The organism is Pseudomonas sp. JH-2 (assembly GCF_036231725.1).
In the GTDB taxonomy this organism is placed as follows: Bacteria; Pseudomonadota; Gammaproteobacteria; order Pseudomonadales; family Pseudomonadaceae; genus Pseudomonas; species Pseudomonas delhiensis.
Genome location: NZ_JAZAQP010000003.1, coordinates 198153 through 222970 on the forward strand (window position 1 = coordinate 198153; position 24818 = coordinate 222970).

The window sequence follows — 24818 nt, forward strand, 5'->3', positions numbered from 1 at the left end:
GGCAAGCATGATCGAAGACGTATCGCTGCGGGTGACGGGGGATTCCGGCGCGCCGCTGCCGGTACCGGCCTGGCGCATCGACGGCGGCCGGCCGGGGCCGCGGGTGCACCTGCAGGCCGGGGTGCACGCCGACGAGATCGCCGGCATGCTGGTGCTGCACCAGCTGCTGCCGCGGCTGCGCCAGGCGGTGGAGCAGGGCCGGCTCAACGGCAGCGTGACCCTGGTGCCCCAGGCCAACCCCTTCGGCAGCGGCCAGTTCCGCCAGGGGCGCATCCTCGGCCGCCATCACGAAGCGACGGCGCGCAACTTCAACCGCGGCTTCCCGGCCTCGGCGAAGGCCACGGGCACTGTGGACAACCTCACCGACTGGCAACGCCAGCTGGCCGCCCTGGCGGCGCCGGCGGACATGGTGCTGGACCTGCACACCGACGACGAGGCGCTGCAGTACCTCTACGTCCACGAGCGCCTGTGGCCGGCGGCACGGGACCTGGCCGCGGCGCTGCGCGCCGAGCTGGCGATCATCTGGGAAGGCGACAGCGACGGCGCCTTCGAGGAAGTGGTGATCGAACCCTGGCTGGCCGAGGGCCGCCTCGACGGGCGCCTGGTGGCCACGGTGGAACTGCGCGGCCAGGGCGACGTCAGCGATGCGCTGGCGCAGCAGGATGCCGATGGGCTGTGGGCCTTCCTCTGTGGGCGCGGGGTGATCGACGACGCGGTGGCGTTGCCGGCCTGGAAGGGCGTTGCAGTGCCCATGGGCTTCATGGAAACGGTGTTCGCCCCGGTGGCCGGGGTGCTGGTGTTCGAGCGCGAGCTGGGCGAGGTGGTGCAGGCGGGCGAACGCTTCGCCCGCATCATCGCAAGGCCGGGGGACGCGGAGAGCGAAGTGGTGCTGCGGGCGCCGCAGACTGGGTTGTTCGTCACCCGCTATCGCGACCGGCTGATCCCGCGCGGGGCGATAGCGGCGAAGTTTACCGGGTCGGCGCCGTCGAGCACCTGGAGCTCCGGGGCGCTCGACCCCTGACGCGCCACCGCTTTTCGTAGGAGCGAGCTTGCTCGCGAACCAGCCCCGCTGCGGAATCTGTTCGCGAGCAAGCTCGCTCCTACGAAGAGCACCGGCGGCATCACAGCCAGACGGCATTCCAGAAGGGGTAGTCGGCGACGCGTTTCACCAGGCCGGCCCGTAGTGGATTGGCGATGATGTAGCGGGTGACGGCCTTGAGGTCTTCTTCGCGCCGCAGTGCCCGGTCGTGGTAGCCGGATTGCCAGGCTTTTCCTGTTCGTCGCGAGGCTGCATTGATGGCGATAGCCGTTCGTGATTTGAAGCGTCGCATCGCGCGTTCCAGGCTCTCTTCCTGAAGCTGGAGCAGCCAATGGAGGTGATCCGGCATTAGAACCCAGGCCAGAGTCCTTAACTCCTCGGCATGGTGGATTTGCCGACAGACCTGGCAGGCGGTCGCCCAGTCCTCGAAGAGACGCTCGCGATGGGGAGTGACCGTTGTGACCAGGTAAATCTGACCGGGTATGGAATGACGGCCCTTGCGCAGGTCCTTTCCGTGGAAGCCCATGGGGTGCTCCATGCTTGGGTGACGCTGGGAGCATGGCAGGGAGAGGTATCGGATTTATCCGGGAAGGGCGGTGTGTGGGGCGGTTCGCGAGCAAGCTCGCTCCTACAGGTCGGGCGTGGCACCTGCTTTTCGTAGGAGCGAGCTTGCTCGCGAACCCGCCTCAAACAAAAACGCCCGCACGAGGGCGGGCGTTTTCGCAAGGCACCGAACTCAGTGGTGTTCGCGGGTGGCGCGGAAGGTAATGTCCGGCCAGCGCTCTTCCATCAGGCTCAGGTTGACGCGGGTGGGGGCCAGGTAGGTGAGGTGGCCGCCGCCGTCCACGGAGAGGTTCTCGAAGGCCTTGTCCTTGAACTCCTTGAGCTTCTTCTCGTCCTTGCACTCGATCCAGCGGGCCGACCAGACGTTGATGTTCTCGTAGGCGCACTCGACCTTGTATTCCTCCTTCAGGCGGCTGGCGACCACGTCGAACTGCAGCACGCCCACGGCGCCGAGGATGATGTCGTTGTTGCGCTCGGGGAAGAACACCTGGGTGGCGCCTTCCTCGGCCAGTTCCTGCAGGCCCTGGCGTAGCTGCTTGGATTTCAGCGGGTCCTTCAGGCGCACGCGGCGGAACAGTTCCGGGGCGAAGTGCGGGATGCCGGTGAAGCCCAGGTTCTCACCCTCGGTGAAGGTGTCGCCGATCTGGATGGTGCCGTGGTTGTGCAGGCCGATGATGTCGCCGGCGAAGGCTTCCTCCAGCTGCTCGCGCTCGCTGGAGAAGAAGGTCAGGGCGTCGGCGATCTTCACGTCCTTGCCCAGGCGCACGTGGCGCATCTTCATGCCCTTCTCGTACTTGCCCGAGCAGATGCGCATGAAGGCGATGCGGTCGCGGTGTTTCGGGTCCATGTTCGCCTGGATCTTGAACACGAAGCCGGAGAACTTCTCCTCGGTGGGCTGCACCTCGCGCTCGTGGGTGGCGCGCGCCAGCGGCTGCGGGGCCCAGTCGACGATGCAGTCGAGCACCTGGTCGACGCCGAAGTTGCCCAGCGCGGTACCGAAGAACACCGGGGTCATCTCGCCCTTGAGGAAGGCTTCCTTGTCGAACTCGTGGCAGGCGCCCTGCACCAGTTCCAGTTCTTCGAGGAAGCGCTCGTAGAGATCGCCCAGGTGCGCGCGGGCCTCGTCGGAGTCCAGCTTGTCGATGACCTGGGTTTCGATGCGCTCGTGGCCGTGGCCGGGGACGTAGACGATGATCTTGTCCTGGGCCAGGTGGTAGACGCCCTTGAAGTCCTTGTAGCAGCCGATCGGCCAGGTGATGGGCGCGGCCTTGATCTTCAGCACCGCCTCGATCTCGTCGAGCAGCTCGATGGGGTCGCGGATGTCGCGGTCGAGTTTGTTGATGAAGCTGACGATGGGCGTGTCGCGCAGGCGGCAGACTTCCATCAGGGCGATGGTCCGCGGCTCCACGCCCTTGCCGCCGTCCAGCACCATCAGCGCCGAGTCCACCGCGGTCAGGGTGCGGTAGGTGTCTTCGGAGAAGTCTTCGTGGCCGGGGGTGTCGAGCAGGTTGATCATGTGCTCGCGGTAGGGGAACTGCATCACCGAGGTGGTGATGGAGATGCCGCGCTGCTTCTCCATTTCCATCCAGTCGGAGGTCGCGTGGCGGTCGGACTTGCGCGACTTCACGGTACCGGCGACGGCGATGGCCTTGCCCATCAGCAGCAGCTTCTCGGTGATGGTGGTCTTGCCTGCGTCGGGGTGGGAGATGATCGCGAAGGTGCGGCGCTTGGCGACTTCGGCGGCCTGGATGGTCATGGGTGCGTGCCTGCTGGATTCGGTGACGGCGGGCACGGACGGCCCGGAAAAGCGCGGGATTATAACCCAAAGCCTTGCGTCGCCAGCACCCGCGGCGACGCAAGGCCGGACTTCAATGCTCGTCCGCCGCCGGGCGTGCCTCGCCACGGTAGATGGCGCGCACCAGCGGGCCGATGGACAGGCCCTGGAGCAGGATGGACACCAGCACCACCACGTAGGTCAGGCTGAGGATCAGGTCGCGCTGCTCGCCCAGCGGCAGCGACAGCGCCAGGGCCACCGAGACGCCGCCGCGCAGGCCGCCCCAGACCAGGATGCGGATGGTCCCGCGCGGCACCTGGCGGCCGCCGGCCTCGGTCTGGCGCAGCACCAGGATGGCCGGGGCCACGGTGAGCAGGCGCGAGACCAGCACCGCGCCGCCGAGGACGAAGGCGGCCACCACGTGCAGCCAGTTGAACGGCAGCAGGAGCAGCTCCAGGCCGATCAGGGCGAACAGCAGGGCGTTGAGGATTTCGTCGATCAGCTCCCAGAACTTGTCGACGTAGCGCCGCGTCTCGTCGGACATGGCGTACTGGCGGACGTGGTTGCCGATGATCAGCCCGGCCACCACCATGGCGATCGGCGCCGACACGTGCAGGCGCGCGGCCAGGGCGGCGCCGCCGATGACCAGGGCGAGGGTCAGCATCACTTCCACCTGGTACTGGTCGATGCCGCGCATCATCAGGAACACCCCGTAGCCCAGGGCCGCGCCGAACAGCACGCCGCCCACGGCCTCCTGCAGGAACAGCCAGGCGGTGGCCGAGACGGTGGGTGCCTCGCCGGCCTGGAGGATGCCGAAGAGGATGGTGAACACCACCACCGCGGTGCCGTCGTTGAACAGCGACTCGCCGACGATGGTGGTGGCCAGCGGCTTGGGCGCGCCGGCCGAGCGCAGGATGCCGAGCACGGCGATGGGGTCGGTGGGCGAGATGAGCGCGCCGAACAGCAGGCAGTAGATGAAGTCCACGTGCCAGCCGAACAGGGCGAAGGTGTAGTAGGCCAGGTAGCCGATCACCGTGGTGGCGATCAGCACGCCGAAGGTGGCCAGCAGGCCGATGGGCCACTTGTAGTTGCGCAGGTCGCCCAGGTTCACGTGCAGGGCGCCAGCGAACAGCAGCGCGGGCAGGAACCAGGTCATCAGCACTTCGGAGAAGTCGATGCGGCGGATGATCTGCTGCATCTCCACCTCCAGCACCGGGTAGCCGGCCATCGACAGGCCCTGGGCGATGAGCGAGAACACCAGCGCCGTGGCCATTACGCCGATGGTCGGCGGCAGCCGCACGAAGCGGTAGTTCACGTAGGTGAGCAGGGTGGTGAGCGTGATGAACGCCGCGGCGAGGTCGAGCATGATGCAGGTACTCCTTGGCAAGGCAAGTGGGCCGGCCCCAGTGACCTATCCCTGGGTCGGGGGCACGCGGAAAAGGAACCGGATGATAACCGGATACGGCGGGCGTGTTGGCGAACGCCGGGGTTTTGTCCGACAGGGGCGGGGAGTATGGGTTCCTCCCATGGTCGGGGTTTCCGAGGCTGGTGCGCGAACTATCTCCAACGCAAGGTGCGTGGCGACGCTTCGGCTGAACCCCCGCCGTTGTCCCCGGTCTGTCAAAAAGAAGGGGGATGATCGGATCGATCCGAAAGTGCGTCCGATACCCCTGGAAACCCCGTGCTGTGCGGTATTCCGTGCATTTTGTCGAGTATCTAGAACAGTCAACCGGCCAGGCGACAAAGGGATTCGGGAAAGCGGCAATTTCTGGTTGAACTCGCGGACTTCAGGTCCTAAAGTTCGCGCCCGAACGTCCATGCTGGAAACGATCCATCCGGCTCAAGTACTGACGACGAGAGATCGCAGGTCGCGGACCGCGGTCGCGATACTCGGCGACATGCCTTGGGAAGTAGGCGAACCAAAGTGGGGAAACGGATTAGACGTTCAGCTTCACCCCTACGTATCCATGTGTTTTGCCATTGGGAGTCCCAACCATGTCCATCAAGGTCGAGGATTACTTCGCCCCTGAAACCTTCCAGCGCATGAAGGCATTCGCCGACAAGCAGGAAACCCCCTTCGTCGTCATCGACAAGCAGACCATCGCCAACGCCTACGACCAGCTGACCCATTGCTTCCCGTTCGCCAAGGTGTACTACGCGGTCAAGGCCAACCCGGCCACCGAGATCACCGAGTTGCTGCGCGACAAGGGCTCGAACTTCGACATCGCCTCGATCTACGAGCTGGACAAGGTGATGAAGACCGGCGTGGGCCCGGAGCGCATCAGCTACGGCAACACCATCAAGAAAGCCAAGGACATCCGCTACTTCTACGAGAAGGGCGTGCGCCTGTTCGCCACCGACTCCGAGGCCGACCTGCGCAACATCGCCAAGGCCGCGCCGGGCTCCAGGGTCTACGTGCGCATCCTCACCGAGGGTTCGACCACCGCCGACTGGCCGCTGTCGCGCAAGTTCGGCTGCCAGACCGACATGGCCATGGACCTGCTGATCCTCGCCCGCCAGCTGGGCCTGGTGCCCTACGGCATCTCCTTCCACGTCGGCTCGCAGCAGCGCGACATCTCGGTGTGGGACGCGGCCATCGCCAAGGTCAAGGTGATCTTCGAGCGCCTGAAGGAAGAAGACGGCATCGAGCTGAAGATGATCAACATGGGCGGCGGCTTCCCGGCCAACTACATCGCCAAGACCAACGACCTGGAAACCTACGCCGAGGAAATCATCCGCTTCCTCAAGGAAGATTTCGGCGATGACCTGCCGGAGATCATCCTCGAGCCGGGCCGCTCGCTGATCGCCAACGCCGGCATCCTGGTCAGCGAAGTGGTGCTGGTGGCGCGCAAGTCGCGCACCGCGGTGGAGCGCTGGGTGTACGCCGACGTGGGCAAGTTCTCCGGCCTGATCGAAACCATGGACGAGTCGATCAAGTTCCCCATCTGGACCGAGAAGAAGGGCGAGATGGAGGAAGTGGTGATCGCCGGCCCGACCTGCGACAGCGCCGACATCATGTACGAGCACTACAAGTACGGCCTGCCGCTGAACCTGGCCGCCGGCGACCGCCTCTACTGGCTGTCCACCGGTGCCTACACCACCAGCTACAGCGCGGTGGAATTCAACGGCTTCCCGCCGCTGAAGGCCTTCTACATCTAAGCCGTAGCTGGACCGAAGAAACCCCGCCGATGCGGGGTTTTTTCTTTTGTCCCGGCCAATGCCTTCCCGACTGCGCCGAGGGGCTTTTCGTAGGATGGGTTGAGCTTGCGAAACCCATGCGGTGGTGATGATGGGTATCGCTTCGCTCAACCCATCCTACGGGCGTAGTGTTCGCCGGAGGTGTAGGCGCGGCTTTTCGTAGGAGCGAGCTTGCTCGCGAACCGGGCTGGCACGGTGCCGGAGGGTTGGTTCGCGAGCAAGCTCGCTCCTACGAAGAGCACCTCGGCGCAGCCTACAGTTCCAGGAAGGCACGGGCGTAGGACCCTGTCCGCGATAGCCGGACGTATCGGCGTGATTCGCGGATTGCCCCAACACCGTGCCCATGTAGGAGCGCGCCCTGCGCGCGATTCGCGGGCAGGGCCCGCGCGGCCTCAACCCTCGTTGGCCTGGCGCACCTGGGCGGTGGCCGGTGCCTTGCCGGCCTTGGCCAACTGCTGGTCGCCCGTGGCGTTCTCCAGCGGCAGCTTGTCGAACTCGTGCAGGCCGTTCTTCGCGTAGGGGTCGCCGATCCAGCGCGGCGCCGCGACGAACTCGGGACTGACCAGGCTCTTGCCCGGCTCGTAGCCGTCGTAGTTCAGGCCGGCCAGGTCGGACAGGGTGTGGATCAGGTGCGAGCTGCTGTAGGGCCGCCCGCTCATCGCCTGCAGGTCGCGCGGGTGGGCCTGCTGCCAGCTCGGCGAGGTCCAGAGCAGGAAGGGGATGGTATACATCGGCCGCGTCGGGTCGCCCTCGTTGCGCCCCAGGCGGTCGTGCTTGCCGGAGCTGAAGACCTCCTCGCCATGGTCGGAGAGGTACACCAGGAAGCCGTTCGCTTCGCTGGCGGCGTAGCGCTTGATCAGGTTGGCGACCACGAAGTCGTTGTGCAGCACCGCGTTGTCGTAGGCGTTGTAGGTGTCCGCCTGGTCGTCGGAGAGCCCGGCCGGCACGCCCTGGCGGTCCTTGAAGCGGGCCGAGGCCTCGGGATAGCGGTAGCGGTAGTCCATGTGCGTGCCCAGCAGGTGTACCACGATGAGCTTCTTCGGCGCCGGGTCCCTGAGCACCTGCTCGAAGGGCGCGAAGATCACGTCGTCGTACTGGCGGGCGTTCTGGTTGCGCTGGTTGTTCAGGTAGAACTGCTCGTCCGTCTGCTGCGAGAAGGTGGTGAGCATGGTGTTGCGCTTGGTCATGGTCTGCTGGTTGGTGATCCAGAACGTCTTGTAGCCGGCCTGTTTCATCAGGTTGATCAGCGACGGGTCGGTGAGGAAGCGGTCCGGGTGCTGCTCGTCGCCGAAGGTGAGGATCTGCTGCATCACCTCGATGGTGTAGGGGCGCGGCGAGACCACGTCCCTGAACACCGTGAGGTTGCGGTCGGCGGCGGCCAGGGCGTCGAGGTTCGGCGTGGTCGGCCGGTCGTAGCCGTACAGGTGCATGTGTTCGCGGGTGGTGGATTCGCCCAGCACCAGCACCAGGGTGCGCGGCGCCTCGCCGCTGCCGTCCCGCAGGTTCTTCAGCGGCGGCAGGGCGGCGTTGCGGTCGAGCAGCTTCTGCATGTTGTCCAGCTGCTGGCGGTACTGCGCATAGCCCACGGCCAATTGCCAGGGCACCGCCGGCTCCATGCGCTGCTGCACCTTCTCCAGGGCCTCGGCGAAGCTGCGGTCCTGGGTGACCATCTGCTTGTAGAAGGGGTACGCCAGGTTCGCCGCCACCAGCAGCATGGCCAGGGCCACCCGGGCCGGCGCCGGCATGCGCAGCGGGCGCACGCGTCGCCACAGCAGCACCGCCACCGCCGTGTAGAGCAGCAGGGCCAGGCACAGCCAGGTGCTGAAGTACTGGCTGAAGTACTCGCTGGCCTCGGCCGTGTTCGATTCGAACATGACGAAGATGACGCTCTGCGAGAACTCCTGGTGGTAGATGCCGAAGTAGCTCAGGCCGACCAGCGAGGCCGCCCACAGCACCAGGCCGATCAGCGCCGCCAGGCCACGGGTGAAGCGCGGCAGCAGCAGGGCCGGGGCCAGCCACAGGCTGCTGAGGAAGAAGGCGTCGCGGAAGCCGGCGAAACCGGTGGTGCCGCTGAACAGGATCAGCGCCTGGGTGACGCCGGAGAAGTACCAGAAGAACAGCAGCAGCCAGCCCAGGCCGGCCCAGTCCACCTTGCGGGGGGAGGGGTTGGTTGCAGTCGACACGCTTGCCTCGTCTTGCAGAAGCCGCCCGTCCGGGGCGGTCAGTTGGGCAGCGAGCCTAGCGGGATGCGTGTGAAGAGCAGGGCAAGGGTGTGTGAAGAAAACGTCAAGATAGCGCTCACAGGCGCTTGAGGGCCGCAGCGAAGAGGTCGGCGTCGGCCGTCTCGCCGATTTCCGCGGCGCGTCGGTAGTAGGCCAGGGCCAGGCTGCGCAGCTCCGGCTGCGGCGCCCGCTCCAGCTGCTCGCGGGCCACCCGCAGGAAGTTCAGGTTGCCGCCTTCCAGGGCGCGCAGCAGCCAGTAGCGCGCGTCTTCCACCTCGCCTTGCTCGGCCAGCGCCGCGGCGTGGCTGAACTGGCCGCGGAAGTCGCCGGCGACGGCCGAGCGGCGGTACCACTCGCGGGCCAGCTCGGGGTTGCGCGGCACGCACAGGCCTTCCTCGTGATGGCGGCCGACCAGGTTCATCGACTTGGCGTGGCCGAGGTCGGCGGCGCGCCGGTACAGCGCCAGGGCATGGGCCGCATCGCGCGGCACGCCGCGGCCGGTGGCCAGCAGGTTGGCCAGGTTGTACAGGCCCCAGTCGAGGTCCACGGCCGCCGCGCGGGCATAGTGTTCGGCCGCTTCGGCGGGGTCGGCGGGCACGCCCCAGCCGTGCTCCAGGCAGCGCCCGAGCATGTTGCGGGCCATGGCGTGGCCGCGTTCGGCGGCGATGCGGAACCAGGTCACCGCCAGCGCCGGGTCGCGCTCGATGCCCTGGCCGTCGAGGAGGATCTGCCCGAGCAGCGCCTGGGCCTCGACATCGTCCTGGCGCGCGGCTTCGAGGATGGCCGCCGCGGCCTGGCGCGGGTCGCTGGCCAGGCGGGCGCGCAGCTGCTCCACCGAGAGCTCTTCGCGCCGGCGCAGGAGGAACGCCATGTCAGACCTCGACCCAGCGCCGCAGCAGGTTGTGGTAGGTGCCGGTCAGCTCGACCAGGGCCGGGTGCTCCGGCACGTCGCGGGTGAGCTTCTGGATCGCCTGGTCCATCTGGAACAGCAGGGCGCGCTGGCTGTCCTCGCGCACCAGGCTCTGGGTCCAGAAGAACGAGGCCAGGCGCGCGCCGCGGGTCACCGGCTCGACCTTGTGCAGGCTGGTGCCGGGGTACAGCACCAGGTCGCCGGCCGGCAGCTTCACGCGCTGCTCGCCGTAGGTGTCCTGGATCACCAGCTCGCCGCCGTCGTAGTCCTCGGGGTCGCTGAAGAACAGCGTGGAGGAGACGTCGGTGCGCACCCGCTCGCGGCCGTTGTGCACGTCGCGCACGGCGTTGTCGATGTGGAAGTCGAAGCTGCCGCCGCCGGTGTAGCAGTTGAACAGCGGCGGGAACACCTTGTGCGGCAGGGCGGCGGACATGAACAGCGGGTTCTGCCACAGGCGCTGGAGCATGGCCTCGGCGATCTCGCGGGCCAGCGGGTGGTCCTGGGCCAGCTGCAGGTTGTGCTTGGCCCTGGCCGACTGGTAGCCGGCGGTGACCTTGCCGTCGCCCCACTCGGCCTGTTCCAGGGCGGTACGGATGCGTGTCACCTCGTCGCGGGTGAACAGGCCGGGAATGTGCAGCAGCATGGCGGGGCTCGGTCAAATGAAAATCCGACGCCGATGATAGACATTTGCATTTGCAGCGTATAGCGGAGGTGGCGAACGGTCGCACGGGGCAAATGTAAATGTTGTAAATAAAGTGCGTCTGATAATATTTACTAATTGATACATATTCTCGTTTTGCACTAGATTTCGCGGCCTTCAGCAAGTCCCTGGGGAGGGAACTTTCGATGTCGCGTCAAACTGTCGAAGCCACCAGCGCTCCGCGCCTGCTGGTCTCCGCCGTCGGTGTGGCCATCACCGCCATGTCCGGCAGCCACTTCGCCCAGGCGGCGGAATCCACCGAGAAGAAGCCCGCGCAGGATGTGCTGTCGCTGGATGCCGACACCGTCGTCGGCCAGCCGGGCGAGGAAACCTACAACGTCCAGCAATCGGCCTCGCAGAAGTACACCGCGCCGCTGCTCGAGACGCCCAAGACCGTCACCGTGATCCCGCAGCAGGTGATCAAGGACACCGGCGCCCTGACCCTGGTGGATGCCCTGCGCACCACCCCCGGCATCACCTTCGGCGCCGGCGAGGGCGGCAACCCGGCGGGCGACCGTCCGTTCATCCGTGGCTTCAACGCCGAGAGCGACACCTTCCTGGACGGCATGCGCGACGTCGCCTCGCAGACCCGCGAGGTGTTCAACATCGAGCAGATCGAGGTCAGCAAGGGCCCGGGCTCGGCCTACACCGGCGCCGGCTCCACCGGCGGCAGCCTGAACCTGGTCAGCAAGACCGCCAAGCTGCAGGACTTCAACGACGCCAGCTTCACCTACGGTTCCGACCAGACCCACCGCACCACCCTGGACGTCAACCACACCCTGGGCGACAACGCGGCCTTCCGCCTGAACCTGATGAAGCACGAGGCCAACGTCGCCGGCCGCGACGACGTCAGCGTCAGCCGCTGGGGCGTGGCGCCGACCGTCACCTTCGGCTTCAACACCCCGACCCGCGCGACCCTCTCGTACTACCACCTGGATACCGACGACATCCCGGACTACGGCCTGCCGCTGACCAACGTCGACCGCAGCAAGCACAACCCGAGCAAGCCGGCATCGGTCGACCGCGACAACTTCTACGGCCTGACCCACCGCGACTACCGCCAGAGCACCACCGACAGCGGCACCTTCCGCATCGAGCACGACCTCAACGACGACCTGACGCTGTCCAACAGCTTCCGCATGGTCCGCACCACCCTCGACTACGTGGTCAGCAACCCCGACGACAGCCGCGGCAACGTCGCCAACGGCTACGTCTATCGCTCGTCGAAGAACCGCAACTCCACCTCCAAGGGCTGGGTCAACCAGACCGACCTGAAGGCCAGCTTCGACACCGGCTTCATCAAGCACAGCCTGGTGACCGGCCTGGAGTTCAGCTACGAGGACGTGCACAACCGCCCCTACGTGGTGAACCCGGGGGCGCCGGGCAACACCTGCAACGCCGCCCTGCTGGCCAGCGGCGACTGCACCAGCCTGGCCAACCCGACGCCCAAGGACCCCTGGACCGGCAGCATCGTCGACAGCCAGGCCTATACCGACACCGATACCAAGACCTCGGCCGCCTACGTGTTCGACACCCTCAAGCTCAACGAGCAGTGGGACCTGAACCTGGGCCTGCGCTACGACGACTTCGACACCGAGTCCAGCGGCTACAGCACCGGCGGCCGTGGCGCGGCGCCGGGCAACTTCAAGCGCGAGAGCAACACCCACTTCTGGAACTACCAGACCGGCCTGGTCTACAAGCCGCTGCCCAACGGCAGCATCTACCTGGCCTGGTCCACCTCCAGCAACCCCAGCGGCGAGACCGCAGGCGAAGGCGGCCAGGAAGTCAGCGCGGCCAACACCAGCCTGGACCCGGAACGCAACCGCAACCTGGAACTGGGCACCAAGTGGGACTTCTTCGACGAGGCGCTGTCGCTGAACGCCGCGGTGTTCCGCACCGACAAGACCAACGCCCGCGTCGCCGACCCGGACAACAGCTCCTTCCAGGTGCTCGACGGTGAACAGCGCGTGCAGGGCGTGGAGCTGGGCTTCAGCGGCCAACTGATGCCCAAGTGGAAGGTCTTCGGCGGCTACACCTACCTGGACAGCGAGATCCGCAAGTCGAGCACCAAGTCCGACGAAGGCAACCGCATGCCGCAGGTGGCTCCGAACAACTTCACCCTGTGGACCACCTACGAGCTGCTCCAGGACCTGACCATCGGCGGCGGCACCACCTACGTGGACAAGCAGTTCGGCAACACTGCCAACTCGACCTACATCCCGTCCTACTGGCGCTACGACGCCATGGCCAGCTACAAGCTGAGCAAGAACGTCGACCTGCAGCTGAACGTGCAGAACCTGACCGACAAGCGTTACTTCGACCAGGTCTACAGCACCCACATGGCCCACGTGGCCCCGGGCCGCACCGCGCTGCTGGGGGTGAACCTGCACTTCTGATCGCACGGCCTTCCGTGCACCCCGCCCGTTGCTCCTTCGGGCGGGGTTTTCTATGTTTGGCGCCCCGCGCCTGAGGTGAGAGCAAGGTGTTGAAGAAAGTCTGGTTCCAGCTGCATTGGTTCTTCGGCATAAGCGCCGGCCTGGTGTTGGCCCTGATGGGCGTGACCGGGGCGACCCTGTCGTTCCAGGACGAACTGCTGCGCGCCTTCAACCCTGCCAGCCTGACCGTGCAGAAGCAGCCCGGCGGCACCCTGGCGCTGGACGAGCTGGTGCAGCGGGTGGAAGCCGCCGAACCGGGCAAGAAGGTCTCCTTCGTCTGGGTCACGGTGGACGGCGACGAGGCCGGCCGTATCTTCTACACCCCGCCGCCGGGCCAGCGCCGCGGCGAGTCGCGCTACGTCGACCCCTACACCGCAGCCTTCCTGCCGGCGCCGTCCGGGGAAGGCTTCTTCATGTTCGTCATGCAGCTGCACCGCTTCCTGGCCCTGGGCGAGTTCGGCAAGCAGGTGACCGCGGCCTGCACCCTGATCCTCATCTATTTCTGCCTCTCCGGCCTGTACCTGCGCTGGCCGCGCAAGCTGCTCAGCTGGCGCGCCTGGCTGGCCCTGGACTGGCGCAAGAAGGGCCGCGCCTTCAACTGGGACCTGCACGCGGTGGCCGGCACCTGGTGCCTGGCCTTCTACCTGCTGGCCTCGCTGACCGGCCTGTACTGGTCCTACGACTGGTACCGCGGCGCGCTGTTCAAGCTGCTCGACGACGCCCCGGCCGGCCAGCAGCGCCAGGGCGGCCGCGGTGGCCGTGGCGGCGAAGCGCCCAAGGGGCCGCCGCTGGAAGTGGACTACAGCGCCCTCTGGAACACCCTGCGCAGCACCGCCGGCCCCGGCCTTGCGGCCTACAACCTGCGCCTGCCGCCGGTGGGCGGGCAGCCGGCCATGGTGTTCTACCGCCTGGACGACGCCGCCCACGAACGCGCCTTCAACGAAATGCGCATCGAGCCGAAGAGCGGCCGCCTGCTGGGCGACAGCCGCTATGCCGACAGCAGCTTCGGCAAGCAGCTGCTGACCAGCGTCTATGCCCTGCACGTGGGCAGCTACTTCGGCATGCCCGGGCGCATCCTGATGATGCTGGCGAGCCTGGCCATGCCGCTGTTCTTCGTCACCGGCTGGCTGCTCTACCTCGACCGCCGGCGCAAGAAGAAGGCCGCCCAGGCCGCCCGCGCCGGGCTGGGTGACGCCAGTGGCGGCGACGCCTGGCTGGTGGGCTACGCCAGCCAGAGCGGCTTCGCCGAACAACTGGCCTGGCAGAGCGCCGGGCAGCTGCAGGCCGCGGGCCTGGCGGTGCGCGTGGAACCCCTGGCGCGCCTGGACCGCCAGCAACTGGAACAGACGCGCAATGCGCTCTTCGTGGTCAGCACCTTCGGCGACGGCGAGGCCCCGGACAGCGCCCGCGGCTTCGAGCGCAAGCTGCTCGGCGAAGCCGCCGGCCTCGGCCAGCTGCGCTTCGCCATGCTCGCCCTGGGCGACCGCCAGTACCAGGCCTTCTGCGGCTTCGCCCGGCGCTTGCAGGGCTGGCTGCAAGGGCAGGGCGCGCAGCCGCTGTTCGACGGCGTGGAAGTGGACAACGGCGACGCCGCGGCCCTGCGCGACTGGCAACAGCGCCTGGCGCAACTGACCGGCACGGCCGCGCCGGCGCCCTTCGCCGCTGCGCAGTTCGAGCTGTGGAGCCTGGCCGCCCGCGAGCACCTGAACCCCGGCAGCCAGGGCCAGTCCACCTGGCTGCTGCGCCTGCAACCGCCGGCCGGCAGCGCCGCCGACTGGCGCGCCGGCGACCTGGTGGAAATCCTCCCGCAGCATCCCCGCGAGCGCGTGCTGGCTTGGCTGGCGCGCCTGGGCCTGGACGGCCAGGCCCGCGTCGAGGTCGAGGGCGGCAGCGTGGCCCTGGCCGATGCCCTGGCCGGGCGCGAACTGCCGGTTTCCCACGGCCATCTGGTCGGCCTGCACCCGCAAGCCGTGCTGGATGCCTTGGTGCCGCTGGCAGCGCGGGAATACTCCATCGCCTCGCTGCCCAGCGACGGCGCCCTGGAGCTGATCGTGCGCCAGGAACGCCACCCCGACGGCAGCCTGGGCGTGGGCTCCGGCTGGCTCACCGAATACCTGCAGCCGGGCGCCGGCCTGGCCCTGCGCCTGCGCCGCAACGCCGGCTTCCACCTGCCGGAGGACGACCGCCCGCTGCTGCTGATAGGCAACGGCACTGGCCTGGCCGGCCTGCGTTCGCTACTGCGCGCCAGCATCGGCGCCGGCCGCCGGCGCAACTGGCTGCTGTTCGGCGAACGCAACCGCGAGCACGACTTCTACTGCCGCGAAGAGCTGGAGGACTACCTGCTCAGCGGCGAACTGCAGCGCCTGGACGTGGCCTTCTCCCGCGACCAGGCGGAAAAGGTCTACGTGCAGGACGTGCTGCGCGAACGCACCGTGGAATTGACGCAGTGGCTGGAAGAGGGCGCCGCCATCTACGTATGCGGCAGCCTGGAAGGCATGGCCGGCGGCGTGGACGCGGTGCTGCGCGAAGCGCTGGGCGACCTGGCGGTGGAGGCGTTGCTGGAGGAGGGGCGCTATCGGCGGGATGTTTATTAGGGCGGCAGGCTGCAGGCTACAGGCGGCAGGCAAGAGCGAAGGGGCGGGCCCGGAATCATCCCCCGAAAACCGTGGCCGCCCGCACCGTAGGGCGCATAACGCCTACGGCGTTATCCGCCGAGGCCGTCGGGCACCGGCGTTCCGGCCAACGGCGGATAACCGCGAACGGTTATTCGCCCTACGGTCGAGCACGGACGTAGGACTTTGTCCGCGATAACCGGAGGTTCCGGCGCGATTCGCGGATGAGATCCTACATCACCGGCTGGCAGCGATTTTCGTAGGAGCGAGCATCTCGGCACGGCCTGCAAGACAGTTGCTCCTACGCCATCCCACCCGCGCGATTCGCGGATTGGTACCCAGGTGCCGCTGCGCTCTTGCCTGTCGCCTGTAGCCTACCGCCTGCAGCCGCCCTTCAGATCCAGAGAATGAACGCCAGGATCGCCCCGAAGAACGTCCACTTCTGCAGGTAGTACAGCTTGCGGTTGCGCTTCTTCAGTGCCTTGCCCTGCAGGCGGATCTTGTACAGCGTGCCGAAGGCGCGGTTGATGCCGCCGGTCTTGTCGCCGTCGTCGTTGGGCGAGGCCGCGGCGGCCATCACGTTGCGGCTGAACCAGCGGTTGAAGGCCTGCGCCCAGCGGTATTTCAACGGCCGCTCGACGTCGCAGAAGAGGATCACCCGGTCGTGCCCGGTGGTGTTCTCGGCGTAGTGGATGTAGGTCTCGTCGAACACCACGGCCTCGCCGTCCTTCCACGAATAGCGCTGGCCATCGACCTCGATGAAGCAACCCTCGTCGTTCGGGGTGAACAGCCCCAGGTGGTAGCGCAGCGAGCCGGCGTAGGGGTCGCGGTGGCGCACCAGGCGCGAGCCCGGCGGCAGCTCGGCGAACATCGCCGCCTTCACCGAGGGGATCTCCCGCAGCAGCGCGGTGGTCTGCGGGCAGACCACGTCGGCCGAGGGGTGGGCGTCGTCGTACCACTTCAGGTAGAAGCGCTTCCAGCCGGTCTTGAAGAAGGAGTTGAAGCCGACGTCGTTGTACTGCTCGGAGCGCTTGATGCTGCCGGCCTCGCGCAGGCGCAGGGCCTCGGCGCGGATGACTTCCCAGTTGTCGGTGAGCTTCTGCATCTCCGGGAAGGCGTTGGGCGTCAGGTAGGGGGTGTTGGGCACCTTGGAGAACAGGTACATGAAGCAGTTCAGCGGGGCGAGGAAGCTGGAGTGGTCGCTCAGCTGCCGGGACAGCTTGTGACGGACCTTGCCACGCACGTGCACATAGGCGATGCAGGCCGCGTAGGCCGCCAGGATCAGGGCTTTCATCTTCGATTCGATGGCTTTCGGCGGGAGGAAGCGGAGGATATTACTCCCCTGAATCGTTACTGAATATTCCTAAGACTAAATGATGGCCCTCTGGTTTACCCTAGGGATGTTTCCGGAACTCGCCGGCGAAGTCGAGGCAGTATCATGACCGATCAGTCAACCCGCATCCTGCTCAACTGCGACATGGGGGAAAGCTACGGCGCCTGGCGCATGGGCGACGACGTCCACGCCATGCCGCTGATCGACCAGGCCAACCTGGCCTGCGGCTTCCATGCCGGCGACCCGCTGACCCTCCAGCGCACCGTGCGCCTGGCGGTGGAACAGGGCGTGAGCATAGGCGCGCACCCGTCCTACCCCGACCTGGCCGGCTTCGGCCGCCGCCACATGAGCTGCTCGCCGGAAGAGGTGCAGGCCCTGGTGCTGTACCAGGTGGGCGCGCTGGACGCCTTCTGCCGCGCCGCCGGCACCCGCGTCGACTACGTGAAGCCCCACGGCGCGCTGTACAACGACCTGGTCCGCGACGACGCCCTGCTGGCCGCGGTGCTCGACGCCTGCGCGGCCTACCGCAAGGGCCTGCCGCTGATGGTCCTGGCCCTGGCCGACAACCGCCGCGAACTGGCCCTGGCCGATGCCGCCGACGTGCCGCTGATGTTCGAGGCCTTCGCCGACCGCGCCTACCTGCCCGACGGCCAGCTGGCCCCGCGGCGCCTGGCCGGCGCGGTGCACCACGAGCCGCAGCGCATCCTCGACCAGGCCCTGGCCATCGCCCGCGGCGAGCCCTTCCCGGACATCGACGGCAACCCCCTGCGGCTGCGCGCCGACAGCCTCTGCGTGCATGGCGACAACCCCGAATCCCTGGCGGTGCTGCGGCGCCTGCGTGGCCTGCTGGACGCCGCATGATCCGCGTCGAGCCCTTCGGCGCCGAAGCCCTGCTGCTGACCCTGGCCGAACGCCCGGACGCGCACCTGCCGCTGCGCATCGCCGCCCTGGCCGGACGCCTGCGCGCGGCCCTGGGCGAGCTGCTGACCGACCTGGTGCCGGGCTGGACCACCCTGCTGCTGCACTACGACCTGCGTCGCACCGACGCCCTCGACCTGCAGCGCCGCCTGGCGCCCCTGCTGGCGGGCTGGCCCGGCCCCGAGCCGGACGACGCCGCCGGCCGCCTGCACGAAATCCCGGTGTGGTACGCCGGCGAGGACCTGGCGGAAGTGGCGCGGGCCTGCGGCCTGGGCACCGGGCAGGTGATCGAGCTGCACTGCGCCCGCGAGTACCGCGTGGGCGCCATCGGTTTCGCCCCGGGCTTCGCCTACCTGGGCGAGCTGGACGAGCGCCTGGCACTGCCGCGCCGGGCCCGGCCGCGCACCCGCGTGCCGGCCGGCAGCCTGGCCATCGCCGAGCGGCAGACCGCGGTCTATCCACAGGCCTCGCCGGGCGGCTGGCACCTGCTGGGGCTCACCGCGCAACGCCTGTTCGATCCACGACGCGAGCCACCCTGCCCGCTGGCAGTCGGCGACCGGGTGCGCTTCCTGCCCATCGACGAAGCCGCCTTCCGCCGCGCCGGAGGCCGCCCATGAGCGGCCTGCGGGTGCTCAAGGCCGGGCCGCTGAGCCTGTTGCAGGACGCCGGCCGTCACGGCTGGCAGCACCTCGGGGTATCGCCGGGCGGGGCTGTGGATATCCATGCCGCGGCCTGGGCCAACCAACTGCTGGGCAATGCCTGGGGCACGCCGTTGCTGGAAGTGGCCCTGGGCGGCCTGCACCTGCGGGCGGAAGTCGATTGCTGGTTGGCGCTGTGCGGTGCGCAGGTGCCGGTTCGGCTGGATGGCGAAGCGCGTCCCGGCTGGTCGCGCTTCGTCGTGCATGCCGGGCAGGAACTGGAACTGGGCTTCGCCGCCAGCGGCCAGCGCGCCTACCTGGCGGTGGCAGGCGGCTTCCGCGTCGAACCGGTGCTGGGCAGCGTCGCCACCCAGCGCCGCGAGGGCCTGGGCGGCCTGCACGGCGACGGTCGGGCGCTGGCGGAAGGCGACCTGCTGCCCTGCGTGGCCAGCGGCGAAGCCTTCGCGCGCGGCGCCAGCGTGCCCTGGCCCTACGTGCCGGACTACCGCGAGACGCCCGTGCTGCGCGTGCTGCACGGTGGCGATGCGGACGCCTTCGAGCCCGGGCAGCGCGCGGCTTTCTTCCGCCGCGCCTGGCAGCTCAGCCCGCAGTCCGACCGCATGGGCGCGCGCCTGCACGGCGAGCCGCTGTGCGCGCCGCGCCGGCAGTGGTCGCTGGGCATGGTCCGCGGCGCCATCCAGGTGCCGCCGGACGGCCAGCCCATCGTCCTGCTGGCCGACCACCAGAGCATGGGCGGCTACCCGCTGCTCGGCTTCGTCCACCCCCTGGACCTGGGCCGTCTGGCGCAGTGCCCGGCCCACGCCGAGGTGCGCTTCGCCGAGACGACCCTGGAAGCGGCCCAGGACGAACTGCGGCGGTTCTACCGTTTCTTCCGCGGCTAGCGCGGCAGGTGCTGCAGGGGCAGCGGCGCCGATTCCTTGAGGGTGCTGATGGCGAAGTTGCTGCGGATGTCGCTCACCCCCGGCAGCTTCAGCAGGGTGCCGGTGAGGAAGCGCTCGTAGGCGCGCAGGTCCGGCACCACCACCTGCAGCAGGAAGTCCGACTCGCCGGAGACCAGGTGCACCGAGATCACCTCGGGCAGGTCGATCACTGCCTGGCGGAAGGCTTCGGCCTGTTCCTCGTGGTGGCGCTCCACCTTGATCCCGACGAACACCGTCAGGCCCAGGCCGAGCTGGTCGCGGTCCAGGTCGGCGCCGTAGCGGCGGATCACCCCGGCCTCCTCCAGCAGGCGCACGCGGCGCAGGCAGGGGGAGGGCGACAGGCCGATGGCCTCGGCCAGCTGCACGTTGCTCAGGCGGCCGTCGCGCTGCAGCGCGGCGAGGATGCGGTGGTCGTAGGCGTCCAGTTTGTGGTTTGGCATATCTGGCCAGCTTTCAGGATTTGGATTGGCAGATCATGCCAAAGCCACCTGAGCTGGCAAGCCGAATACGCAAGCACCTGCCCTGGCCTTCGGGCATAGAATCCTTGACCGGAATCCCTTCCTGCGGAGTGCGAACCATGGATTTCGGCGTCTTCCTGCTGGCCCTGGCGATGGTCTACCTGTTGCCCGGGCCGGACATGTTCCTGCTGTTGCACACCGGCGCCAGCCGCGGCGGCCGCACGGCCCTGGTCACCGCCCTGGGCCTGGCCACGGCGCGGGCCTGCCACGTGGCGCTGGCCGGCGCCGGGCTGGCCCTGCTGTTCCGCAGCGTGCCCTGGACCTTCGATGCGGTGCGCCTGGCCGGCGCGGCCTACCTGGCGTGGCTGGGGCTGCGCATGTTGCTGGCGCGGCCGCCGTTGGCGGGCATCGAACCTGTGGCCGAGGTCCAGGCGCGGAGTTGGCGGCGGGCCTTTGGCAATGGGTTGTTGACCAATCTGCTCAATCCCAAGGCGTTGCTCTTCTGTTCGGTGTTGTTGCCGCAGTTCGTGCGGCCGGATGCGGGGCCGTTGGCGTTGCAGTTTGGCGTGCTGGGGGCGGTGCTGGTGTTGGTGGGCTTGGCTTTCGACGGTTTCTACGCGCTGAGCGGGGCGCGGTTGGGGCGTTGGCTGGAGCGGCATGCCTTGGCGCAGCGGGTGCAGCAGTGGGCCTTTGCTTCCCTGCTGATCGGGTTCGGGGCTCGGTTGGCGTTGTTGAGGGAGGTGTAGGAGTGAGCTGGCTCGCGAAGGGATTTCGCCGGGGGTTGTGGGGTTGGGCGGGTTCGCGAGCAAGCTCGCTCCTACAAGAGGAGGTGGGTGTGTGGGGGTGTTGTGGATTACAGGGAGGCTCCGTTCCCCTCACCCCAGCCCTCTCCCGGAGGGAGAGGGGGCCGTTCGGAGTGCGCTGATAATTCGGCGTTAGCCGGACGCTGTGCTATCCGGCTGAAACCTTACCTCCAGCCGGCACGGACAAGCTCCCTCTCCCTTCAGGGAGAGGGAACGGGACCCAGCACGAGCACCACCGTCCCCGGCTACCCCAGAAACTGCTCCGCATGGTGACAAGCCACTTGCCGCTCATCCAGCGGCCGCAGCGCCGGCACCTCCACCTTGCAGCGCTCCGTCGCATAGGGGCAGCGCTTGTGGAAGGCGCAGCCGCTGGGCGGGTTGAGCGGGTTGGGCAGCTCGCCCTGGATCTTGATCTTCGGCTTGCCCGGGTCCGGGTGGATGGCCGGGGTGGCCGAGAGCAGGGCGCGGGTGTAGGGATGCAGCGGGCGTTCGTAGAGCTTGTCCGCCGGGCCCATTTCCGCCGGGCGGCCGAGGTACATCACCAGCACGTCGTCGGCCACGTGGCGCACCACCGCCAGGTTGTGGGAGATGAACACGTAGGCGGTGCCGAACTCTTCCTGCAGGTCCATGAACAGGTTGAGCACCTGGGCCTGGATCGACACGTCCAGCGCCGAGGTCGGCTCGTCGGCCACCAGCACCTTGGGCTGCAGCATCATGGCGCGGGCCAGGGCGATGCGCTGGCGCTGGCCGCCGGAGAACATGTGCGGGTAGCGCTGGTAGTGCTCCGGGCGCAGGCCCACCTGCTGCATCATCGCCTGCACCCGCTCGCGGCGCTCGCTGCGCGACAGGCTGGTGTTGATCAGCAGCGGCTCGCCGAGCTGGTCGCCGATCTTCTGCCGCGGGTTGAGCGAGGCGTAGGGGTTCTGGAACACCATCTGCACGTCGCGGCGCAGTTGCCTGCGCTGCTCGTGGCTGGCGCCCTTCACCTCCTGCCCGGCGATGCGCAGGGAGCCGGAGGTGGGTTCCTCGATCAGCGTCAGGGCGCGGGCCAGGGTGGACTTGCCGCAGCCGGATTCGCCGACCACCGCCAGGGTCTTGCCGGCCTGCAGTTCGAAGGACACGCCGTTGAGGGCGCGGACCTGGGCGTGGGGCTTGAACAGGCCCTGGGCGATGTCGTAGTGGCGGGTCAGGTCGCGGGCGGTCAGTACGGCTTCCATCAGACCACCTCCTTGAGGTTCAGCGGGTAGTAGCAGCGCACCGCGCCGCGGACGTGGGGTTCCAGGGCCGGGCGGGTGGCGCGGCAGTCGTCGTGCACGTAGGGGCAGCGCGGCGACAGCAGGCAGCCCTGCGGGCGGTCGTAGCGGCCGGGGACGATGCCGGGCAGGGTGGCCAGGCGCTCCAGGCCTGCGCTGTGCTCGGGAATCGCCTTGAGCAGCGCCTCGGTGTAGGGGTGGGTGGGCAGGTCGAACAGCGTCGGCACCTGGCCGATCTCCACTGCCTGGCCCGCATACATCACGCAGACGCGCTGGGCGGTCTCGGCGACCACGGCGAGGTCGTGGGTGATCAGGATCAGCGCCATGCCCTCGTCGCGCTGCAGGTTCAGCAGCAGTTCCATGATCTGCGCCTGGATGGTCACGTCCAGCGCCGTGGTGGGTTCGTCGGCGATCAGCAGCTTGGGCTCGCCGGCGATGGCCATGGCGATGGCCACGCGCTGGCTCATGCCGCCGGAGAGCTGGTGCGGGTAGGCGTCCAGGCGCTGGGCGGCGCCGGGGATCTCGACCTTCTCCAGCAGCTCCAGGGCGCGCTGGCGCGCCGCCTTGCCGCGCAGGCCGAGGTGCAGCCTGAGCACTTCCTCGATCTGGAAGCCCACGGTGTAGCTGGGGTTGAGGGCGGTCATCGGGTCCTGGAAGACCATGGCGATGTCCTTGCCGACGATGCGCCGGCGCTCGCGGCCCTTGAGCCTGAGCATGTCGCTGCCGTCGAAGCGCAGGGTGTCGGCGGTGATGCGCCCGGGGGCGTCGATCAGGCCCATCAGCGCCATCATGGTCACCGACTTGCCCGAGCCGGACTCGCCGACGATGGCCAGCACCTCGCCCTTGTCGACGTTCAGGTCGAGGCCGTCGACCACGGGCACGGCGTCGGCGCCGCCGAAGCGCACCGAGAGGTTGCGGATTTCCAGGAGGCTCATACGGCGGTCTCCAGCGTGTTGCTCTTGTAGGAGCGAGCTTGCTCGCGAACGGCGGCAGGGAGGAAAGGCAGGTTCGCGAGCAAGCTCGCTCCTACGAAAAGCGCAGTCTTCATCGGGGTCATCCTCACGCCGCGCTCTTGAGTTTCGGGTCCAGCGCGTCGCGCAGGCCGTCGCCCACCAGGTTGATCGCCAGCACGCTGAGCAGGATGGCCAGGCCCGGCAGGCTCACCACCCACCAGGCGCGCTCGATGTAGTCGCGCGCCGAGGCCAGCATGGTGCCCCACTCCGGGGTCGGCGGCTGCACGCCGAGGCCGAGGAAGCCCAGGGCGGCGGCGTCGAGGATGGCCGAGGAGAAGCTCAGGGTGGCCTGGACGATCAGCGGCGCCATGCAGTTGGGCAGCACGGTGACGAACATCAGCCGCCAGATGCCGGCGCCGGCCAGGCGCGAGGCGGTGACGTAGTCGCGGTTGACCTCGCCGAGCACCGCCGCGCGGGTCAGGCGCACGTAGGAGGGCAGCGAGACCACGGCGATGGCGATCACGGTGTTGAACAGCCCTGGGCCGAGCACCGCGACTATGGCCACCGCCAGCAGCAGCGAGGGCAACGCCAGCATGATGTCCATCAGGCGCATGATCACCGGGCCCAGGCGGGTCGGCGAGAAGCCGGCGACCAGGCCCAGCACCAGCCCCGGCAGCAGCGAGATGACCACCGAGCTCAGGGCGATCAGCAGCGACAGGCGGGCGCCGAAGATCAGCCGCGAGAGCATGTCGCGGCCCACTTCGTCGGTGCCCAGCAGGAACTGCCCGCTGCCGCCCTCCAGCCACACCGGCGGGGTGAGCAGGAAGTCGCGGAACTGCTCGCTGGGGTCGTGGGGCGCCACCCAGGGCGCGAACAGCGCGCAGAAGACGATCAGCACCATGAACGCCAGGCCGCCGACCGCACCCTTGTTGTGCGCGAAGGCTTGCCAGAACTCTTTCAGGGGCGAGGGGTAGACCAGGCTCGGGTCGCCGGCGGGAGCGTTTTGCATGGAATTCATCGCGGGCTCCTCAGCGTTGGTGGCGAATGCGCGGGTTGACCAGGCCGTAGAGGATGTCCACGGTGAAGTTGACCAGGATCACCAGGGTGGCGACCAGCAGGATGCCGTTCTGCACCACCGGGTAGTCGCGGCGGCTGATGGCGTCGATCAGCCACTTGCCGATGCCCGGCCAGGAGAAGATGGTCTCGGTCAGCACGGCGCCGGCCAGCAGCGCGCCGACCTGCAGGCCGAACACGGTGAGCACCGGGATCATGGCGTTGCGCAGGGCGTGCACGAACACCACCCGGGCCGGCGACAGGCCCTTGGCGCGGGCGGTGCGCACGTAGTCCTCGCGCAGCACCTCGAGCATGGCCGAGCGGGTCATGCGGGCGATCACCGCCAGCGGGATGGTGCCCAGCACGATGGCCGGCAGCACCAGGTGGTGCAGGGCGTCGAGGAAGGCGCCCTGCTCGTCGGAGAGCAGGGTGTCGATGAGCATGAAGCCGGTCACCGGCGGAATGTCGTAGAGCAGGTCCAGGCGCCCGGACACCGGCGTCCAGCCGAGGGTCACGGAGAACAGCATGATGAGGATCAGGCCCCACCAGAAGATCGGCATCGAGTAGCCGGCCAGGGAGATGGTCATCACCCCGTGGTCGAAGATCGAGCCGCGCTTGAGCGCCGCGATCACCCCGGCCAGCAGGCCGAAGGTGCCGGCGAACAGCATGGCCGCGATGGCCAGCTCCAGGGTCGCCGGGAACAGCGTGAGGAACTCGTGCCAGACGCTGTCGCGGGTGACCAGGGATTCGCCGAGGTTGCCCTGGGCGAGGTTGCCGATGTAGTCCAGGTACTGCTGGTACAGCGGCTTGTCCAGGCCCAGGCGGTGCATGGCCTCGGCGTGCATCTGCGGGTCGACGCGGCGCTCGCCCATCATCACCTCGACCGGGTCGCCGGGGATCATGCGGATCAGCGCGAAGGTCAGCAACGTGACGCCGAAGAAAGTGGGGATGAGCAGGCCGAAGCGGCGTGCGATGAAACTCAGCATGGTGGTGGAGCACTCCTCATCGCGCGGC

The 24818-nt window shown here is 68.1% G+C and carries 20 protein-coding genes; 8 read left to right on the forward strand and 12 right to left on the reverse strand.

The features are described from left to right. Positions 1 to 7 precede the first annotated feature (7 nt). Positions 8 to 1021 (forward strand): succinylglutamate desuccinylase/aspartoacylase domain-containing protein, encoded by a 1014-nt coding sequence (locus VV867_RS03765; RefSeq protein WP_328565657.1) that lies wholly within the window; start codon positions 8 to 10, stop codon positions 1019 to 1021. Positions 1022 to 1121: 100 nt separating this feature from the next. Here VV867_RS03765 and VV867_RS03770 read toward each other — a convergent pair whose 3' ends face one another. The 3 genes from VV867_RS03770 to VV867_RS03780 form a co-directional block, all read right to left on the reverse strand. Continuing rightward, positions 1122 to 1565 (reverse strand): REP-associated tyrosine transposase, encoded by a 444-nt coding sequence (locus tag VV867_RS03770; protein WP_275627617.1) that lies wholly within the window; start codon positions 1563 to 1565, stop codon positions 1122 to 1124. Positions 1566 to 1775: 210 nt separating this feature from the next. Then, positions 1776 to 3359: a peptide chain release factor 3 gene (locus VV867_RS03775; protein ID WP_328565658.1), complete on the reverse strand. Its 1584-nt coding sequence runs from the start codon at positions 3357 to 3359 to the stop codon at positions 1776 to 1778. Between the two features lie 112 nt (positions 3360 to 3471). After that, the gene (locus VV867_RS03780) at positions 3472 to 4743 is read right to left on the reverse strand and encodes a cation:proton antiporter (protein WP_328565659.1); all 1272 of its coding nucleotides are present in this window, start codon (positions 4741 to 4743) and stop codon (positions 3472 to 3474) included. Positions 4744 to 5372: 629 nt separating this feature from the next. Here VV867_RS03780 and VV867_RS03785 point away from each other — a divergent pair. Further along, complete coding sequence (locus VV867_RS03785; RefSeq protein WP_109932828.1) at positions 5373 to 6536, forward strand: type III PLP-dependent enzyme; 1164 nt, start codon at positions 5373 to 5375, stop codon at positions 6534 to 6536. Positions 6537 to 6967: 431 nt separating this feature from the next. On the opposite strand, the gene VV867_RS03790 is transcribed toward VV867_RS03785, so the two are convergent. The 3 genes from VV867_RS03790 to VV867_RS03800 form a co-directional block, all read right to left on the reverse strand. Then, a complete protein-coding gene (locus tag VV867_RS03790) occupies positions 6968 to 8758 on the reverse strand; it encodes a phosphoethanolamine transferase CptA (protein WP_328565660.1) in 1791 nt (596 codons plus the stop codon). A gap of 115 nt (positions 8759 to 8873) precedes the next feature. Beyond that, on the reverse strand, positions 8874 to 9668 hold the full coding sequence (locus VV867_RS03795) for a tetratricopeptide repeat protein (protein ID WP_328565661.1): 795 nt from the start codon (positions 9666 to 9668) through the stop codon (positions 8874 to 8876). A gap of 1 nt (position 9669) precedes the next feature. Next, positions 9670 to 10350 (reverse strand): Fe2+-dependent dioxygenase, encoded by a 681-nt coding sequence (locus VV867_RS03800; RefSeq protein ID WP_275627614.1) that lies wholly within the window; start codon positions 10348 to 10350, stop codon positions 9670 to 9672. 203 nt (positions 10351 to 10553) lie between these two features. Here VV867_RS03800 and VV867_RS03805 point away from each other — a divergent pair, with 203 nt between their 5' ends. Together VV867_RS03805 and VV867_RS03810 are read left to right on the forward strand one after the other, a co-directional pair. Beyond that, the gene (locus VV867_RS03805; RefSeq protein WP_109932836.1) at positions 10554 to 12803 is read left to right on the forward strand and encodes a TonB-dependent receptor; all 2250 of its coding nucleotides are present in this window, start codon (positions 10554 to 10556) and stop codon (positions 12801 to 12803) included. Between the two features lie 89 nt (positions 12804 to 12892). Beyond that, positions 12893 to 15436 carry a PepSY domain-containing protein gene (locus tag VV867_RS03810; RefSeq protein ID WP_256595813.1) on the forward strand — a complete coding sequence of 848 codons (2544 nt, stop codon included), beginning with the start codon at positions 12893 to 12895 and terminating at the stop codon, positions 15434 to 15436. Positions 15437 to 15848: 412 nt separating this feature from the next. Here VV867_RS03810 and lpxO read toward each other — a convergent pair whose 3' ends face one another. Further along, a complete protein-coding gene (lpxO, locus tag VV867_RS03815; protein WP_109932840.1) occupies positions 15849 to 16748 on the reverse strand; it encodes a lipid A hydroxylase LpxO in 900 nt (299 codons plus the stop codon). 144 nt (positions 16749 to 16892) lie between these two features. Between lpxO and VV867_RS03820 the strand changes: the two genes are divergently transcribed. From VV867_RS03820 to VV867_RS03830, 3 genes are read left to right on the forward strand one after another with little or no spacing between them, the layout of a single operon-like run. Continuing rightward, entirely contained in the window at positions 16893 to 17648 is a 756-nt protein-coding gene (locus tag VV867_RS03820; RefSeq protein WP_058071449.1) for a 5-oxoprolinase subunit PxpA, read from the forward strand. Next, complete coding sequence (gene pxpB, locus VV867_RS03825) at positions 17645 to 18322, forward strand: 5-oxoprolinase subunit PxpB (protein WP_328565662.1); 678 nt, start codon at positions 17645 to 17647, stop codon at positions 18320 to 18322. Before VV867_RS03820 ends, pxpB begins: the two co-directional genes overlap by 4 nt. Then, complete coding sequence (locus VV867_RS03830) at positions 18319 to 19245, forward strand: biotin-dependent carboxyltransferase family protein (protein ID WP_328565663.1); 927 nt, start codon at positions 18319 to 18321, stop codon at positions 19243 to 19245. Before pxpB ends, VV867_RS03830 begins: the two co-directional genes overlap by 4 nt. Here the strand turns inward: VV867_RS03830 and VV867_RS03835 are convergent. Continuing rightward, the gene (locus VV867_RS03835; protein WP_328565664.1) at positions 19242 to 19724 is read right to left on the reverse strand and encodes an Lrp/AsnC family transcriptional regulator; all 483 of its coding nucleotides are present in this window, start codon (positions 19722 to 19724) and stop codon (positions 19242 to 19244) included. The genes VV867_RS03830 and VV867_RS03835 overlap by 4 nt on opposite strands. A 137-nt stretch (positions 19725 to 19861) precedes the next feature. Between VV867_RS03835 and VV867_RS03840 the strand changes: the two genes are divergently transcribed. After that, complete coding sequence (locus tag VV867_RS03840) at positions 19862 to 20488, forward strand: LysE family translocator (protein ID WP_328565665.1); 627 nt, start codon at positions 19862 to 19864, stop codon at positions 20486 to 20488. Between the two features lie 302 nt (positions 20489 to 20790). On the opposite strand, the gene VV867_RS03845 is transcribed toward VV867_RS03840, so the two are convergent. The 4 genes from VV867_RS03845 to VV867_RS03860 form a co-directional block, all read right to left on the reverse strand. Next, on the reverse strand, positions 20791 to 21762 hold the full coding sequence (locus VV867_RS03845; protein ID WP_328565666.1) for a peptide ABC transporter ATP-binding protein: 972 nt from the start codon (positions 21760 to 21762) through the stop codon (positions 20791 to 20793). Beyond that, positions 21762 to 22733, reverse strand: a complete 972-nt coding sequence (locus VV867_RS03850) for an ABC transporter ATP-binding protein (protein WP_328565667.1) — start codon at positions 22731 to 22733, stop codon at positions 21762 to 21764. Before VV867_RS03850 ends, VV867_RS03845 begins: the two co-directional genes overlap by 1 nt. Positions 22734 to 22857: 124 nt before the next feature. Next, positions 22858 to 23769 carry an ABC transporter permease subunit gene (locus VV867_RS03855; RefSeq protein WP_089390571.1) on the reverse strand — a complete coding sequence of 304 codons (912 nt, stop codon included), beginning with the start codon at positions 23767 to 23769 and terminating at the stop codon, positions 22858 to 22860. A 10-nt stretch (positions 23770 to 23779) separates the two neighbouring features. Then, entirely contained in the window at positions 23780 to 24790 is a 1011-nt protein-coding gene (locus VV867_RS03860) for an ABC transporter permease subunit (RefSeq protein ID WP_109932854.1), read from the reverse strand. Between the last annotated feature and the right edge of the window lie 28 nt (positions 24791 to 24818).